The following is a 14,244-nucleotide window of genomic DNA, read 5'->3' on the forward strand; positions in this document are numbered from 1 at the left end:
GGTTCAGGTCCGCCGGTACCCGCGGCCGCCCAGCGCCATCCTGTTCCAGGTGTGGCGGCGGCCGCGGATCGCGACCGAGTAGTCGTACATGACCTCGGGGTCGCACATCCCGGGCAGGAACGAGTCCCCGAAGTGGTGCGCGTCGATGCCCACTTCCTTCGCGGTCAGGGCCAGCTGGGGCACCACGTTCGCGTGGCTGCCCTCCTGGCTGGTGCCGATCGCGCCCATCACGACCGCCCCGGCGTCCTGCACGGCCGCCACCGCCTGCGCGGCCAGCTCCTTGGTGACGCCCGGCAGCGTGCCCGGCAGGGGCAGCACGACGCCGTCGGCGCCCGCGTCCACCAGCGAGGTCAGCCGGTCCACCGTGACCCGCTCAGGGTGCCCCGCGTGGTGCATCTTGCCGCTCCACAGCGCCACGTCGTCGCCGAGCCCGGCCCGCAGCTCCTCGGTGACCCGCGCGAGCCCTTCGTAGGACCCGCCCGTGCCCGGGTTCGCCGTCAGACAGAGCATCGCCGCGCCCATGTCGATCAGCCGCTTGGCGTACTCGGGCTTGGCGCGGCGGATCTCGGGGACGTCGCCGGGCTCCAGGTTGATGCCGACAGGGCGGCCGATGTACGCGGCGAGATCGGCGATGGAGTCGAAGGTGCCGAGCCCCGGCAGGTCGAGGCGCTCCCCGTCCCAGGCGCGCTCGATGAGGTTCAGTACGACGATGTCGGCGCCGAAGGCCGCCACGAGCTCGGCGTTGTGGACGCCGGGCATGCCCGGCATCGGAATCAGGGCGGCGCGGTCGGCGAAGACCTCGCCGACCATGGTGCGGCCCTCGGCTGCGGCGACGGAGGCGGTCAGCTCGCGGCCGCGCAGGGCGGCGAGGCGTTCGCGGTCGAGGTCGAGGATGCGGGGGGTGGTCATATCGGTCATGCCTTCGACCGTAGGCGGCCGGACACGACAAAGCCCCTCGCCGTTGGTACCAACGGCGAGGGGCTTACGTCCCCAGGTGCGGGCTGAGACTACTTCGCCTCTGCCTTCTGGAGCTCGGCGAGTTCCTCGTCGGACTCGCGGCCCGGCGTCGGGAGGTTGAACTTGGTGATCGCGAAGCGGAAGACCACGTAATACAGGGCGGCGAAGCAGAGGCCGACCAGGGCGAGGCCGATCGGCTTGGTGGCCGCGCCGAAGTTCAGCGCGTAGTCGATGAAGCCTGCCGAGAAGCCGAAGCCGTCCTTCATGCCGAGCGCCCAGGTCAGGGCCATGGAGACACCGGTGAGCACCGCGTGGATCGCGTACAGGACCGGGGCGATGAACATGAAGGTGAACTCGATGGGCTCGGTGATGCCCGTGACGAACGCGGTGAGCGCGAGCGAGAACATCATGCCGCCGACGACCTTGCGGCGCTCGGGACGGGCGCAGTGCGTGATCGCGAGGCAGGCCGCGGGGAGGGCGAACATCATGATCGGGAAGAAGCCGGTCATGAACTGTCCGGCGGTCGGGTCGCCCTCGAGGAAGCGCGGGATGTCGCCGTGCTTGCCGTTGTAGTCGCCCGCCTGCCACCACGGGAAGGAGTTCAGGAGGTGGTGCATGCCGATCGGGATCAGACCGCGGTTGGCGACACCGAAGATGCCCGCGCCGACGGCGCCCGAACCGACCAGCCACTCACCGAAGTTGTGCAGACCCGCGCCGAGCACCGGCCAGATCAGACCGAAGACGATGCCGAGGACCAGACCCGCGAAGGACGACAGGATCGGGACGAGACGGCGGCCGCCGAAGAAGCCGGCCCAGTCGGGCAGCTTGGTCCGGTAGAACTTCTGGTACAGCAGGGCCACGACGATGCCCATGACCACGCCGCCGAGCACACCGGCGTTGACCGGGGCCGCGTTCTCGACGATCTTGCCGTCGACCACCGCCTGGACCTTCGGCAGGTTGTCGTCGGTGAAGGTGGCGAGCACCTTCTGGAAGACCAGGTACCCCGCGACGGCCGCGAGGCCGGTGGAGCCGTCCGACTTCTTGGCGAAGCCGATCGCGATGCCGACGCAGAACAGCAGCGCGATGTTGTCGATGATCGCGCCACCGCCGGCCGACATATAGCTGGCGATCTTGGTGACCCAGGTCGGGAAGGAATCCCGGCCGAGCATGTCGTCGGCACCGAGGCGGACCAGGAGCGCGGCGGCGGGCATCACGGCGACCGGCAGCATCAGGCTGCGGCCGATGCGCTGCAGCACAGCCATCACGCCGGCGCCCTTTTTCTTGTCGGCCGCGGGGGCGGCACTGGCCGTGGACACAACTTCCTCCAGTGGGCAAGGCGCCGCCTGGGGACAAGGAAGTGGGGGACGGCGGCGTCTCCGGGGGGACGCGGCAGAAGGCCGCGTGGTCTACACCAATTAGTGGTGTAGACCTGTTGTAACACGGTGAAGGTGACGTAAGGAACCCGCGATTCCTGTGGGCTCGGCCATATCCGGAAATGACAGACCAAAGGCCCCCGGACGCGAGGTCCGAGGGCCTGGTGGAAGGCGCGGGAGACGGTCCCGCGCCCATGGGTCACGCCTTGGTCTGCTCCCTGTCCAAGGCCTCCGCCTCGTCCTCCGGTTCACGTCCGGGGGTCGGCAGATTGAACTTCGTGATGACGAAGCGGAACAGCGCGTAATACACGACGGCGAAGCAGAGACCGATCGGAATGATCAGCCATGGCTTGGTCGCCAGGCTCCAGTTGATGACGTAGTCGATCAGACCCGCGGAGAAGCTGAAGCCGTCCTTCACGCCCAGCGCCCACGTCACCGCCATCGACACACCGGTGAGCACCGCGTGGATCGCGTACAGAAGCGGGGCGATGAAGAGGAACGAGTACTCGATCGGCTCGGTGATACCCGTGACGAACGACGTCAGGCCGACCGAGAGCATCATGCCGCCGACCACCTTGCGCCGCTCGGGGCGCGCGCAGTGCGTGATCGCGAGGGCCGCGGCGGGCAGCGCGAACATCATGATCGGGAAGAAGCCCGAGGTGAACTGCCCCGCCGTCGGGTCGCCCGCCAGGAACCGGTTGATGTCACCGTGGACGACCGTGCCGTCCGCCTTGGTGTAGTCGCCGAACTGGAACCACACGAAGGTGTTCAGGAACTGGTGCAGGCCCACCGTGAGCAGGGCGCGGTTGGCGACGCCGAAGATGCCCGAGCCCAGCCAGCCGAGGTCGACGAGCCACTTGGAGAAGCTGGTCAGCGCGTCACCGATGGGCGGCCAGATCCAGACGCAGAGCCCGGCGAAGATCAGGCCGACGAAGGCCATGATGATCGGCACGAGCCGGCGGCCGTTGAAGAAGCCGAGCCAGTCGACCAGCTTCACGCGGTGGTAGCGCTGCCAGAACCAGGCCGCGAGCAGGCCCATCACGATGCCGCCGAAGACCCCTGGATTCTGGTACGCGGCTTGCGCGACCGTACCGTCCTCGGCCACGCACACCCCGCTCCACATGCCCGCGCCGCCGAACGTGGTGTCCGCGGGGCAGTCGTCGGGGAAGGCGCGCAGGACCGCGTAGTAGACGAGGAAGCCCGCGACCGCCGCGAGTGCCGTGGAGCCGTCCGACTTCTTCGCCATGCCGATCGCGACGCCGATGCAGAACAGCAGGGGCAGGCCGAGCGAGGAGTCGAGCAGGGAGCCGCCCGCCGCCGCGAAGACCTTGGCGACGTTCGTCCAGCCCAGGCCGTCGTCGCCGAAGACGTCCGGCTGGCCGAGCCGGTTGAGGATGCCCGCGGCCGGCAGGACGGCGATGGGCAGCTGGAGGCTGCGGCCCATCTTCTGGAGGCCTTGGAGCAGGCCGTTCCACCACTTCTTCTGCGGCACCGCGGTGGCGTCGGAACTCATCGGCGTCCTCCCGGAACTAGCCAGGTTTGGCGGTCGTTGAAAACTGGTGTAGACCAGTTGCGGAAACGGGTACGAGCGCCACCTGATGAGAGACGGCACCTTGATCGTCATCATTGGGCACGAGTGCCGTAACCGCCCGTGAAGATGGTCCAACCGTGCGTTACCGTGGCAAAGCGGACCTACGGTGGGTCGAAGGCCGCGTCCTCTGGCTGCGTCCTCCGGGCGAAAACCCGGACCCCCAGCCGTAAGAAAAACAGGGAGAAACACATGGCCAGCAAGGCTGAGAAGATCGTTGCCGGGCTCGGCGGCATCGACAACATCGAAGAGGTCGAGGGCTGCATCACCCGCCTCCGCACCGAGGTCAAGGACCCGGCTCTGGTCGACGACGCCGCCCTCAAGGCCGCCGGCGCCCACGGCGTCGTCAAGATGGGCACCGCCGTCCAGGTCGTCATCGGCACCGACGCCGACCCGATCGCCGCGGACATCGAAGACATGATGTGAGTTCCTGAACGCGAGTTCCTGAACTCACCGGCGAGGGGCCCTTCCCCGACCATGTCCCGACCATGGGGAAGGGCCCCTCAGCCATGTCCGGATAGGCTCAGCCCCATGTCCTCAACGCCCCGCTTCGACGGCCGCACCCCCGAACAGCTCCGCCCGATCACCATCGAGCGCGGCTGGAGCAAGCACGCCGAGGGCTCCGTCCTCATCTCCTTCGGCGACACCAAGGTCTTCTGCACCGCCTCCGTCACCGAAGGCGTCCCGCGCTGGCGCAAGGGCAGCGGCGAGGGCTGGGTCACCGCCGAGTACTCGATGCTGCCGCGCTCCACCAACACCCGCGGTGACCGCGAGGCCGTCCGCGGCAAGATCGGCGGCCGCACCCACGAGATCTCCCGCCTCATCGGCCGCTCGCTCCGCGCCGTCATCGACTACAAGGCGCTCGGCGAGAACACCATCGTCCTGGACTGCGACGTCCTGCAGGCCGACGGCGGCACCCGCACCGCGGCGATCACCGGTGCGTACGTCGCCCTGGCCGACGCCGTCTCCTGGGCCCAGGGCAAGAAGCTCATCAAGCACGGCCGCAAGCCCCTCACCGACACGGTCAGCGCCGTCTCCGTCGGCATCGTCGGCGGGGTCCCGCTCCTCGACCTCTGCTACGAGGAGGACGTGAAGGCCGACACCGACATGAACGTCGTGTGCACCGGCGACGGCCGCTTCGTCGAGGTCCAGGGCACCGCGGAGGCCGAGCCCTTCGACCGCAAGGAGCTCAACGCGCTCCTCGACCTCGCCGTCGGCGGCTGCGAGGACCTCGCCGCCCTGCAGCGCGAAGCACTGGAATCGACGCTCCGGAACGGCTGAACTGCCCGGTCCGCGCCGCCCGTTGAAGGCGGACGGTCAACCCCGGGGCTCCTGAGGGCGTCGTTACGAACACGACGGGCGCGCGGGCCAGGCCGCGTGCTCACCGTGTCCCGGGAGGGCTTCACCTATGGCCGCGCGTCATCGTCGTCTCGCCGTCGCCACCGTCACCACCCTGCTCGTCGTCCCGGGCGCACTGGGCCTCGCCGCCTGCGAACCGTCGGACGCCGTGGACTGCGTCCGCGCGGCCGACGCGGTCTCCGACAGCGTCGACGCCATGCGCAAGGCCGCCCAGGAGGCGGCCCTCTACCCGGAGAAGGCCGACAAGTCCTTCGACAACATCAAGTCCGACCTCGACGAGATCCGCGACAAGAACGACGACCAGGACGTCCGTGACGCCGTCGACGAGATGAAGAAGGCCGTGGACAAAATCGAGGACACGGTCGACGGCGGGGACAGGACACCGGACCTCGGTCCCGTCGTGGCCGCGGGCGGCAAGGTCACCAAGGCCTGCACCCCGTAGGCAACCGCGCGTCCGGGCCCGATACTGGACGCAACCATCAGGCCCCTTAGGGGCGTTCTTACGAGTACGGGCGCGCGGGCCAAGCCGTGCGCCCGTCCGTACCCCTGGGGAGGGACCGAACCATGGCCGCGCGCCACCGCCGTATCGCCACCGCTGTCACCGCCGTCCTGATCGCCGTGCCGGCGGGCATCGGCCTCGTCGGCTGCGATGCCGTCAGCAAGGCGCTCGACTGCGTGTCGACCGCCGACGCCATCGCCGACAGCGTCACCGACCTGCAGACGGCCGTCGAGAAGGCGGGCGAGGACCCGACGCAGGCCGACAAGGCCCTCGACGACATCGGCAAGAACCTCGACGAGATCGGCGACAAGACCGACGACGCCGATGTGAACAAGGCCGTCGACGACCTGGACAAGGCCGTGGACAACGTCCGCGACGCCATCAAGAACGGCGACGCCACCCCGGACGTCAGCCCGGTCACCGACGCCGCGGGCGAACTGACGAAGGTCTGCACGCCGTGACGCGGTGATGAGCCGGGTCATGCCGCCGGGATACTGGGGCACATGACCCGCCTCATCCTCGCCACCCGCAACAACGGCAAGATCACGGAACTGAGGGCGATCCTCGCCGACGCAGGCCTCACCCACGAGCTCGTCGGCGCGGACGCCTACCCCGAGATCCCCGACGTCAGGGAGACCGGCGTCACCTTCGCCGAGAACGCCCTCCTCAAGGCGCACGCCCTCGCCAAGGCCACCGGACTGCCCGCCGTCGCCGACGACTCGGGCCTCTGCGTCGACGTGCTCGGCGGGGCCCCCGGCATCTTCTCCGCCCGCTGGGCCGGCCGCCACGGCGACGACCGGGCCAACCTCGATCTGCTCCTGGCCCAGCTCGGCGACATCGAGTCCGACACCCACCGCGCCGCCCACTTCGCCTGCGCCGCGGCCCTCGCGCTCCCCGACGGCACGGAACGCGTGGTCGAGGGCCAACTCCGGGGAGTCCTGCGCCACGCCCCCTCGGGTTCGGGCGGCTTCGGCTACGACCCGATCCTCCAGCCGGAGGGCGAGACGCGCACGTGCGCGGAGCTGACGGCGGCCGAGAAGAACGCGATCAGCCACCGCGGCAAGGCGTTCCGGGCGCTGGTGCCGGTGGTGCGGGAGCTGCTGGGCTGAGCGGCCCGTGCGTACGACGAAGGGCGCCCCGAGGGGCGCCCTTCGTCGTCTCTGTGCGGCCGGAGGGACTCGAACCCTCACGGGAGTTACCCCACTGGGACCTAAACCCAGCGTGACTGCCAGTTCCACCACGGCCGCGCGCAGGCCCCATCGTAATGGCCCTGGCGCGGCACGTGGTTGGCGCGTCGGCAGCTCGCGGGCAGCAGGGTCAGAACCGCGGCGCCGGAGCCTGTGCCTCCACCAGCTCCGCCGCCTCCTCCTTCGTCTCCACCGAAGGGGGCGAGCCCGCCAACGGCTGCTGGGCCGTCTCCTTCATGCAGGCCACCGCGATCACGCCGACCAGCGCCGCCGCCATCGAGTAGTAGGCCGGGATCATGTCCGTTCCCGTGAGGCTGATCAGGGAGGTGATCACCAGCGGGGCCGTGCCGCCGAAGAGGGAGGCGGAGAGGTTGTAGCCGACCGACAGGGAGCCGTAGCGGACCGAGGTGGGGAAGAGGGCCGGGAGCGTGGCCGACATCGTGCCGAGCAGGCAGACCAGGGAGAGGCCCAGCAGGAGCATGCCCCCCGAGACCGCCGGCAGGCTGCCCTGCTTGATCAGGAGGAAGGCGGGGACGGAGAGGACCAGGAAGCTCACCATGCCCGTCATCAGGAGGGGCTTGCGGCCGAAGCGGTCCGAGAGCTTGCCCACCTGGTTGATGATCAGCATGAGGACGATCATCGTGCCGATCAGGATCAGCAGGCCGTGCGAGTCGTCGTAGCCGAGCTCGTCCGAGAGGTACGTCGGCATGTACGACAGGAGCATGTAGTCCGTGACGTTGTACGCGCCGACCAGGGCGATGCAGAGGATGAGCGTGGGCCAGTACTGCCGGAAGATCTTCGCCAGGTCGCCCTTCGCCGTCGTCTCCACCGTGGACGCGCCCTCGGACGCCGCGTGGAAGGTCGCGTCCTCCATCTTCTGGAAGGCCGGGGTCTCGTCGAGCTTCAGCCGCAGGTAGAGGCCGACGAGACCGAGCGGGCCCGCGACGAGGAACGGGACGCGCCAGCCCCAGGACTCCATGGCGTCGGAGCCGAGCGCGGTGTTGAGGACGAGGACGAGGCCCGCCGCGCCCGTGTAGCCGGCCAGCGTGCCGAGCTCCAGGAAGCTGCCGAAGTAGCCGCGCCGCTTGTCGGGTGCGTACTCGGCGATGAAGGTGGAGGCGCCGCCGTACTCACCGCCCGTCGAGAAGCCCTGGACCAGGCGGAAGAAGATCAGCAGGACGGGCGCCCAGAAGCCGATCGAGTCGTAGGACGGGATCAGGCCGATGGCCAGCGTGCCGATCGCCATCATGATCATCGTCAGCGCGAGGACCTTCTTGCGACCGATCTTGTCGCCCATCGGACCGAAGACCATGCCGCCGATGGGCCGCACCAGGAAGGACACCGCGAAGGTCGCGAAGGAGGAGATCAGCTGTGCCGTGTCGTTCCCGGACGGGAAGAACACATGGCCGATCGTGACCGCCAGATAGCTGTAGATGCCGAAGTCGAACCATTCCATGGCGTTGCCGAGCGAGGCCGCCTTGACCGCCCGCTTGACCGCGGCCTCGTCCGTGACCGTGATGTCGGTCCGGCGCAAGGGCGGGTTCCTGCGGCGTTTGACGGCCCGGAACAGGGCGCGGTGGCGCTTGACCGCCTCGGTATCGGCCTCGATCTCTTCATGGGCCGCCATGGAGTGGTTCCTTTCGTTCTTCGGACATGCCCCCTTGAGATCACTTGCTCCAACATCGCCCACGCAAACGAAGGCCCCCCGTGAGGGGGGCCTTCGTCACATCGTGGTGGGTCGGCTCAACCGTGGTGGGACGGTTCAACCGTGGTGGGACGGTTCAACCGTGGTGGGACGGCTCAGACGCCGAGGTCCCGGATGATCTTGGCCACGTGGCCGGTCGCCTTCACGTTGTAGAAGGCGTGCTCGACCTTGCCCTGCTCGTCGACGACGACGGTCGAGCGGATGACACCGGTCACGACCTTGCCGTACAGCTTCTTCTCGCCGAAGGCGCCGTACGCCTCCAGGGTCTCCTTGGACGGGTCGCCGACCAGCGTGACCTTGAGGTTCTCCTTCTCGCGGAACTTCGCGAGCTTCTCCGGCTTGTCCGGTGATACGCCGATGACGTCGTACCCGGCGGCGGCGAGGACGTCGAGGTTGTCCGTGAAGTCGCAGGCCTGCTTGGTGCAGCCGGGCGTGAGGGCGGCCGGGTAGAAGTAGACGATGACCTTGCGGCCCTTGTGGTCGGCCAGCGAGACGTCCTTGCCGTCGGCGTCGGGCAGGGTGAAGGCGGGGGCGGTGTCGCCGGGCTGCAGTCGCTCGCTCATCTTCGGTCTCCTCGCAGGGTGCTTCGCGGGTGCTTTGCGGGTGCTTCGCGGTGGGTGTCCCGCGAATGGGGTGGTGACGGAGTCGAGCGTAATAGGGGTGCCGTGGGGTGCGGTGCGCGTGAAGCTGACAGACTGTGGGGCATACGTTCACTGATCCTCGGATCGACCGATACGACCACGGAGGCAGCGCGGTGTCGGATGCCAGGACCCCTGCGCAGATCGAGGCGGACATCAAGCGCCGGCGCGACCAGCTGGCCGAGACCCTCGACGAGATCGGGGTGCGCGTCCACCCGAAGACGATCGTCGGCGACGCGAAGGCCAAGGTCGTCGCGAGCGTGGACAACTCCCTTGGCCGGGCGTACGTCGGGGCGAACCGCTTCGTGTCGGACGTCAGGGGACAGCTGGTCTCGGAGGACGGTTCGCCCCGTATCGAGCGGATCGTCCCGGTCGCCCTGGTGGCCGTGGGCCTCGTGGGACTGCTCGTCGTGAGCTCGCGGCGCAGGGACCGCTGACTCGCGTGCCACAAGAGCCGACCCGGGAGCCCACGGGCGCTGTCGGGGCAGGTAGGTTCGAGGCGTGAGCGAGAAGACCCACCACGACGACAAGCTGCCCATCCGGATGCTGCACGACCGCGTGCTCGTGCGGCAGGACACCAGCGAGGGCGAGCGGCGCTCCGGCGGCGGCATCCTGATCCCCGCGACCGCGGCCGTGGGCCGGCGGCTCGCCTGGGCCGAGGTGGTCGCCGTCGGGCAGAACGTCCGCACGGTCGAGCCGGGCGACCGGGTTCTGTACGACCCCGAGGACCGCGCCGAGGTCGAGGTGCGGGGCGTGGCGTACGTCCTGATGCGGGAGCGCGATCTGCACGCCGTGGCCGCCGACCGGTTCGAGGGCTCCGAGGACTCGACGGGCCTGTACCTGTAGCAGCACGCAGCACGTGTCGAGAAGGGGCTGGTGACCATCGTCACCAGCCCCTTCCGCTTGCCCTTTGCTACCTTTGAGGGACCCCGACGAGACGCGCCGTACCGGGCTTTCGCAAAGACGACGCACCCCGTTGATTCCGCGTTTCACGTTGTCGGAGGTGCCGTCATGGCCTGGGTTCTGTTGATCGTCGCCGGTCTGCTCGAGGTGGGCTGGTCGATCGGGATGAAGTACACCGAGGGGTTCACCCGGCTGTGGCCCAGTGTGTTCACGGGCGCGGGCATTGTCGCGAGCATGATGTTGCTCTCGCATGCGGCGAAGACGTTGCCTATCGGCACGGCTTACGGGGTGTGGGTCGGTATCGGTGCCGCCGGTGCGGCGGTGCTTGGCATGGTCATTCTTGGTGAGCCCGTCACCGCCGCGAGGATCTTCTTCGTCTGTCTGCTGCTGGTCGCCGTGGTCGGTCTCAAGGCGACCTCCGGTCACTGAGTGCCTCGCCGGGGTTCTTCGGGAACTGCGGGTCCGTCGTGGCTGGTCGCGCAGTTCCCCGCGCTGCTTACGGGGCGCCCCCTCGGGGCGCTCTAGCCGTCCGTCAGGCCGCCGAGCGCCCCTCCGTCGTCCACGCCGCCGCCTCCGTCGTCCGCGCCGCCGCCCGTCTGGCCTCCTTGTGCGGCGCCTCCGTTGGTGGGGCCTCCGTTCGTCGCCCCGCCGTCCGTGGCGCCCCCGTCCGTGGTGCCGCCGGTGTCCTGGCCGCCCGTTTGGCCGCCCGTCTGGCCGCCCGTCTGCCCGCCGGTCTGGCCTCCGTTGTCCTGGCCCCCGGTGGTCGCCCCGCCGGTGTCCTGGCCGCCCGTCGCCGCGCCGCCCGTGTCCTGGTCGCCCGTGGTGGCGCCGCCGTCCGTCGTGCCGCCGGTCTCCGGCTCCTGAGTGCCGCCCGTGGTCGGGTCGGGTACGACCGGGACGTCCGCGCCCTGCTCAAGCTCCAGGTCGAAGTCCTTGACCGGCTTGCCCTCCAGGGCGGCCTTGGTGAACTGCGCCCAGACCCGTGCCGGGTAGGCGCCGCCGTTGATGCGGGTCTCGCCGAGCGCGCCGTACAGCGGGGTGTGCGCGCCGGTGTCCGGGTCCTGGCCCATCACGGCGACGACGGTGGCGAGATCGGGTGTGTAGCCCGCGAACCAGGCCGCCGTGTCGTTCTCGGCGGTGCCGGTCTTGCCCGCGGCCGGGCGGCCCGCGCCCTGCGCCGCCGTGCCGGTGCCGCCCTGGACGACGCTCTGCAGGATCGAGGTGGTGGTGTCGGCGGCCTCGCGGGACACGGCCTGCTTGGTGTCCTTGCCCGGCAGCTCGACCTCCTCGCCGTTCTTGGTGATCTTCTCGACGATCGTGTACGTGCCGTGCTTGCCGTGGTTGGCGAGGGTCGCGTACGCCTCGGTCATGTCCAGGACGCTCGCGGTGGACGGGCCGAGCGCGATCGAGGGGGACGCGGTGAGGTCGGGCGTGGTCGAGGGGACGCCGAGGGCGATCGCGGTGTCCTTGACCTTGTCGGAGCCGACGTCGACGGCCATCTGCGCGTACACCGAGTTCACGGACTTGTCGGTGGCCTCGCGGACGGTGATGTCGCCGTACGAGACCTGGTCCTCGTTCTCGGGGGCGTACGTGCCGCCGCTCCAGCCCTGCACGGGGCGCGTGTTGGTGCCGTCGTAGACGGTGTTGGGGGTGATCGTGCGGCCGTCCTGGGTGACCGAGCCGTTCTCCACCGCGGAGGTGAACACGAACGGCTTGAAGGTCGACCCGACTTGGTAGTCCCGCCGCGTCGCGTTGTTGACGTACTGCTTGGTGTAGTCGATGCCGCCGTACATCGCGACCACCTTGCCGGTGGCCGGATCGATGGAGGCGCCGCCCGCGCGGACGTTGCGGTCGACCTTGCGGGCGTCCTTGTCGACCTTGGACATCACCTGCTCGTCGACGGCCTTCTTGAAGGCGTCCTGACGGTCCTTCTGGAGAGTCGTGGTGATGCGGTAGCCGCCCTTGGCCAGCGTCTCCTCGTCGATGATCTTGTTGGTCGTGAGGTAGTCCTCGACGGCCTTGACGACATAGCCGCGCTGCCCGGACAGGCCCGCCTGGCCCTTGGCCTCGTCGGGCATCGGGAACTTCGTCTTCGCCCGTTCGGACTTGCTGAGCCAGCCCTCCTTGACCATGCCGTCGAGGACGTAGTTCCAGCGGCCCGCCGCGCGCTGCTTGTTCTCGGGGTGGGTGGCGACGTCGTACGCGTTGGGGGAGTTGAGCAGGGTCGCGAGGTAGGCGCCCTGCGCGGTGGAGAGGTCCTCGACGTCCTCGCCGTAGTACGCCTGGGCGGCGGCCTGGACGCCGTACGCGTTGCGGCCGAAGTAGCTGGTGTTCAGATAGCCCGCGAGGATGTCGTCCTTGCTCACCTCGCGGTCCAGCTTGATCGAGATGAAGAACTCCTTCACCTTTCGGGTGACCGTCTGCTCCTGGCCCAGGTAGTAGTTCTTCACGTACTGCTGGGTGATCGTGGAGCCGGACTGCTTGCCCTTGCCGGTGACGGTGTTCCAGGCCGCGCGGATCATCGCCTTCGGGTCGACCGCGGACTCGCTGTAGAAGTCGCGGTCCTCGGCGGCGAGCACGGCGTGCTGGACGGTCAGCGGGACCTGCTTGAGCGGGACGTTCTCGCGGTTGACCTTGCCGTCACGGGCGATCTCGGTGCCGTCGGCGTACAGATAGACGTTGCTCTGCTTGGTCGCCGCGGCGTTCGCCGGCGGGATGTCGACCAGCATGTAGCCCGCCATGAACGCGCCCGCGCAGAGCAGGATCAGCAGGATGAAGCCGCCGAGGACCATGCGCCAGGTGGGGAAGATCCGCCGCCAGCCCTTGCGCTTGGGCCGCTTGGGCTTCTTCGCCTTCTTGCCGTCCGCGGCCGCCTCCGCCGTGCCCTCCGCCGTGCCCTCGGCCGGGTCCTTCGGGGTGCCGGCGGGTGTGTCCTGCGGCTCCCTCGGCGCCCAGCTCTGGTGCCCGGCAGGACCCTGCTGCTGCGGCTCGTCGCTCATGTCTTGCGGAACTCCCGGTTAGCGTCGTACGTCCAGTACGCCTCGTAAACCCATTGCAACCCCCATTGCACACCGCAGTCACATGCGTTCGTGACCAGGCACGCGCCCTCGCGCCGAAAATGCCTGGCACGAGCGACCCCGATCGCACTAGGCTCCTGCGCTTTGGCCCGATTCGGGACGAAGCTCACTGTGAAAGGGATGCTCGTGCGTGCAGGACGGTTCCGTTTGTACGCGGCCGTCACCGAGGGAGGCTTCCGCAGATACGCCACGTACCGGGTGGCGACCGCGGCCGGGGTGTTCACCAACACCGTCTTCGGCCTGATTCTCGCGTACACCTACATCGCCCTCTGGGACGAGCGCCCCGGCCTCGGCGGGTACGACCAGTCGCAGGCGCTCACCTATGTGTGGCTGGGGCAGGGGCTGCTCACCGTCATGGCGCTGATGGGCGGCGGCGTCGAGAACGAGCTGATCGAGCGGATCCGCACCGGCGACATCGCCATCGACCTGTACCGCCCCGCCGACCTGCAGGCCTGGTGGCTGGCGACCGACCTCGGCAGGGCCGCGTTCCAGCTGCTCGGCCGCGGTGTCGTGCCGATGGCCTTCGGCGCCCTCGTCTTCGACCTCGCGCTGCCGGGGGACGCGCTGCGCTGGGCGGCGTTCCTGCTCGCCGTACTGCTCGGCGTCCTGGTCAGCTACGCCATCCGCTTCCTGGTCGCGCTCTCCGCGTTCTGGCTGATGGACGGCGCGGGTACCAGCCAGATCGCGATGCTCGCGGGCACCTTCTTCTCCGGGATGCTGCTCCCGCTGAACGTCTTCCCCGGCGCGCTCGGCGAGTTCGCCCGCGCGCTGCCGTGGTCCGCGACGCTCCAGGTGCCCGTGGACGTGTTCCTCGGCAAGCACACGGGCGTCGACCTGCTGCGCACGTACGCTTTTCAGGCCGGCTGGGCGGCGGCGCTCCTCACGGCGGGGCGGCTGCTCCAGGCCGGCGCCACGCGACGGGTGGTGGTCCAGGGTGGCTGACCTGACCCAGGTCCGG

General features: G+C 69.2%; 15 protein-coding genes, 1 tRNA gene and 1 riboswitch. Of the genes, 9 read left to right on the plus strand and 7 right to left on the minus strand.

All coding sequences use genetic code 11. The features are described 5' to 3' along the window. Positions 1-3 precede the first annotated feature (3 nt). From AB0B50_RS35065 to AB0B50_RS35075, 3 genes are all read right to left on the minus strand, one after another. Positions 4-918 (minus strand): hypothetical protein, encoded by a 915-nt coding sequence (locus AB0B50_RS35065; RefSeq protein ID WP_362339866.1) that lies wholly within the window; start codon positions 916-918, stop codon positions 4-6. An 89-nt stretch (positions 919-1,007) separates the two neighbouring features. After that, a complete protein-coding gene (locus tag AB0B50_RS35070) occupies positions 1,008-2,273 on the minus strand; it encodes a PTS transporter subunit EIIC (RefSeq protein WP_362339867.1) in 1,266 nt (421 codons plus the stop codon). Positions 2,274-2,529: 256 nt separating this feature from the next. Next, entirely contained in the window at positions 2,530-3,843 is a 1,314-nt protein-coding gene (locus tag AB0B50_RS35075) for a PTS transporter subunit EIIC (protein WP_362339868.1), read from the minus strand. Positions 3,844-3,987: 144 nt separating this feature from the next. Here AB0B50_RS35075 and AB0B50_RS35080 point away from each other — a divergent pair, with 144 nt between their 5' ends. From AB0B50_RS35080 to rdgB, 5 genes are all read left to right on the plus strand, one after another. Beyond that, entirely contained in the window at positions 3,988-4,344 is a 357-nt protein-coding gene (locus tag AB0B50_RS35080) for a PTS glucose/sucrose transporter subunit IIB (RefSeq protein ID WP_362339923.1), read from the plus strand. 105 nt (positions 4,345-4,449) lie between these two features. Continuing rightward, positions 4,450-5,199 (plus strand): ribonuclease PH, encoded by a 750-nt coding sequence (gene rph / locus AB0B50_RS35085; protein ID WP_362339869.1) that lies wholly within the window; start codon positions 4,450-4,452, stop codon positions 5,197-5,199. Positions 5,200-5,326: 127 nt separating this feature from the next. After that, positions 5,327-5,719: a hypothetical protein gene (locus tag AB0B50_RS35090; RefSeq protein ID WP_362339870.1), complete on the plus strand. Its 393-nt coding sequence runs from the start codon at positions 5,327-5,329 to the stop codon at positions 5,717-5,719. Between the two features lie 122 nt (positions 5,720-5,841). Further along, positions 5,842-6,237, plus strand: a complete 396-nt coding sequence (locus AB0B50_RS35095; RefSeq protein WP_362339871.1) for a hypothetical protein — start codon at positions 5,842-5,844, stop codon at positions 6,235-6,237. A gap of 42 nt (positions 6,238-6,279) precedes the next feature. Further along, entirely contained in the window at positions 6,280-6,885 is a 606-nt protein-coding gene (rdgB, locus tag AB0B50_RS35100; protein ID WP_362339872.1) for an RdgB/HAM1 family non-canonical purine NTP pyrophosphatase, read from the plus strand. Positions 6,886-6,939: 54 nt separating this feature from the next. On the opposite strand, the gene AB0B50_RS35105 is transcribed toward rdgB, so the two are convergent. The 3 genes from AB0B50_RS35105 to bcp form a co-directional block, all read right to left on the minus strand. Further along, positions 6,940-7,023, minus strand: a tRNA-Leu gene (locus AB0B50_RS35105). Between the two features lie 70 nt (positions 7,024-7,093). After that, a complete protein-coding gene (proP, locus tag AB0B50_RS35110) occupies positions 7,094-8,590 on the minus strand; it encodes a glycine betaine/L-proline transporter ProP (RefSeq protein WP_362339873.1) in 1,497 nt (498 codons plus the stop codon). 173 nt (positions 8,591-8,763) lie between these two features. After that, positions 8,764-9,231 (minus strand): thioredoxin-dependent thiol peroxidase, encoded by a 468-nt coding sequence (bcp, locus tag AB0B50_RS35115; RefSeq protein ID WP_362339874.1) that lies wholly within the window; start codon positions 9,229-9,231, stop codon positions 8,764-8,766. 191 nt (positions 9,232-9,422) lie between these two features. On the opposite strand from bcp, the gene AB0B50_RS35120 reads away from it, so the two are divergent. The 3 genes from AB0B50_RS35120 (at position 9,423) to AB0B50_RS35130 (ending at position 10,638) form a co-directional block, all read left to right on the plus strand. Continuing rightward, positions 9,423-9,743, plus strand: a complete 321-nt coding sequence (locus tag AB0B50_RS35120; RefSeq protein WP_362339875.1) for a DUF3618 domain-containing protein — start codon at positions 9,423-9,425, stop codon at positions 9,741-9,743. Positions 9,744-9,807: 64 nt separating this feature from the next. Continuing rightward, complete coding sequence (locus AB0B50_RS35125) at positions 9,808-10,152, plus strand: co-chaperone GroES (protein WP_030793504.1); 345 nt, start codon at positions 9,808-9,810, stop codon at positions 10,150-10,152. 55 nt (positions 10,153-10,207) lie between these two features. Further along, a riboswitch (guanidine-III (ykkC-III) riboswitch) is annotated at positions 10,208-10,279 on the plus strand. A gap of 38 nt (positions 10,280-10,317) precedes the next feature. Beyond that, complete coding sequence (locus tag AB0B50_RS35130) at positions 10,318-10,638, plus strand: multidrug efflux SMR transporter (RefSeq protein ID WP_362339876.1); 321 nt, start codon at positions 10,318-10,320, stop codon at positions 10,636-10,638. Between the two features lie 92 nt (positions 10,639-10,730). Here the strand turns inward: AB0B50_RS35130 and AB0B50_RS35135 are convergent, their stop codons facing one another. Next, positions 10,731-13,208: a transglycosylase domain-containing protein gene (locus AB0B50_RS35135; protein ID WP_362339877.1), complete on the minus strand. Its 2,478-nt coding sequence runs from the start codon at positions 13,206-13,208 to the stop codon at positions 10,731-10,733. A 198-nt stretch (positions 13,209-13,406) separates the two neighbouring features. On the opposite strand from AB0B50_RS35135, the gene AB0B50_RS35140 reads away from it, so the two are divergent. Beyond that, a complete protein-coding gene (locus tag AB0B50_RS35140; RefSeq protein ID WP_362339878.1) occupies positions 13,407-14,228 on the plus strand; it encodes an ABC-2 family transporter protein in 822 nt (273 codons plus the stop codon). Positions 14,229-14,244 lie beyond the last annotated feature (16 nt).

Origin of the sequence: Streptomyces sp. NPDC041068 (genome assembly GCF_040647455.1) — a bacterium.
In the GTDB taxonomy this organism is placed as follows: Bacteria; Actinomycetota; Actinomycetes; order Streptomycetales; family Streptomycetaceae; genus Streptomyces.

Excerpts from the sequence above, each read along its gene's own strand:
- AB0B50_RS35065 (WP_362339866.1), bottom strand. The coding sequence starts at position 918 with ATGACCGATATGACCACCCCCCGCATCCTCGACCTCGACCGCGAACGC.
- AB0B50_RS35075 (WP_362339868.1), bottom strand. The coding sequence starts at position 3,843 with ATGAGTTCCGACGCCACCGCGGTGCCGCAGAAGAAGTGGTGGAACGGC.
- AB0B50_RS35080 (WP_362339923.1), top strand. The coding sequence starts at position 3,988 with ATGGTCCAACCGTGCGTTACCGTGGCAAAGCGGACCTACGGTGGGTCG.
- rph (WP_362339869.1), top strand. The coding sequence starts at position 4,450 with ATGTCCTCAACGCCCCGCTTCGACGGCCGCACCCCCGAACAGCTCCGC.
- AB0B50_RS35090 (WP_362339870.1), top strand. The coding sequence starts at position 5,327 with ATGGCCGCGCGTCATCGTCGTCTCGCCGTCGCCACCGTCACCACCCTG.
- AB0B50_RS35095 (WP_362339871.1), top strand. The coding sequence starts at position 5,842 with ATGGCCGCGCGCCACCGCCGTATCGCCACCGCTGTCACCGCCGTCCTG.
- rdgB (WP_362339872.1), top strand. The coding sequence starts at position 6,280 with ATGACCCGCCTCATCCTCGCCACCCGCAACAACGGCAAGATCACGGAA.
- proP (WP_362339873.1), bottom strand. The coding sequence starts at position 8,590 with ATGGCGGCCCATGAAGAGATCGAGGCCGATACCGAGGCGGTCAAGCGC.
- bcp (WP_362339874.1), bottom strand. The coding sequence starts at position 9,231 with ATGAGCGAGCGACTGCAGCCCGGCGACACCGCCCCCGCCTTCACCCTG.
- AB0B50_RS35130 (WP_362339876.1), top strand. The coding sequence starts at position 10,318 with ATGGCCTGGGTTCTGTTGATCGTCGCCGGTCTGCTCGAGGTGGGCTGG.
- AB0B50_RS35135 (WP_362339877.1), bottom strand. The coding sequence starts at position 13,208 with ATGAGCGACGAGCCGCAGCAGCAGGGTCCTGCCGGGCACCAGAGCTGG.
- AB0B50_RS35140 (WP_362339878.1), top strand. The coding sequence starts at position 13,407 with ATGCTCGTGCGTGCAGGACGGTTCCGTTTGTACGCGGCCGTCACCGAG.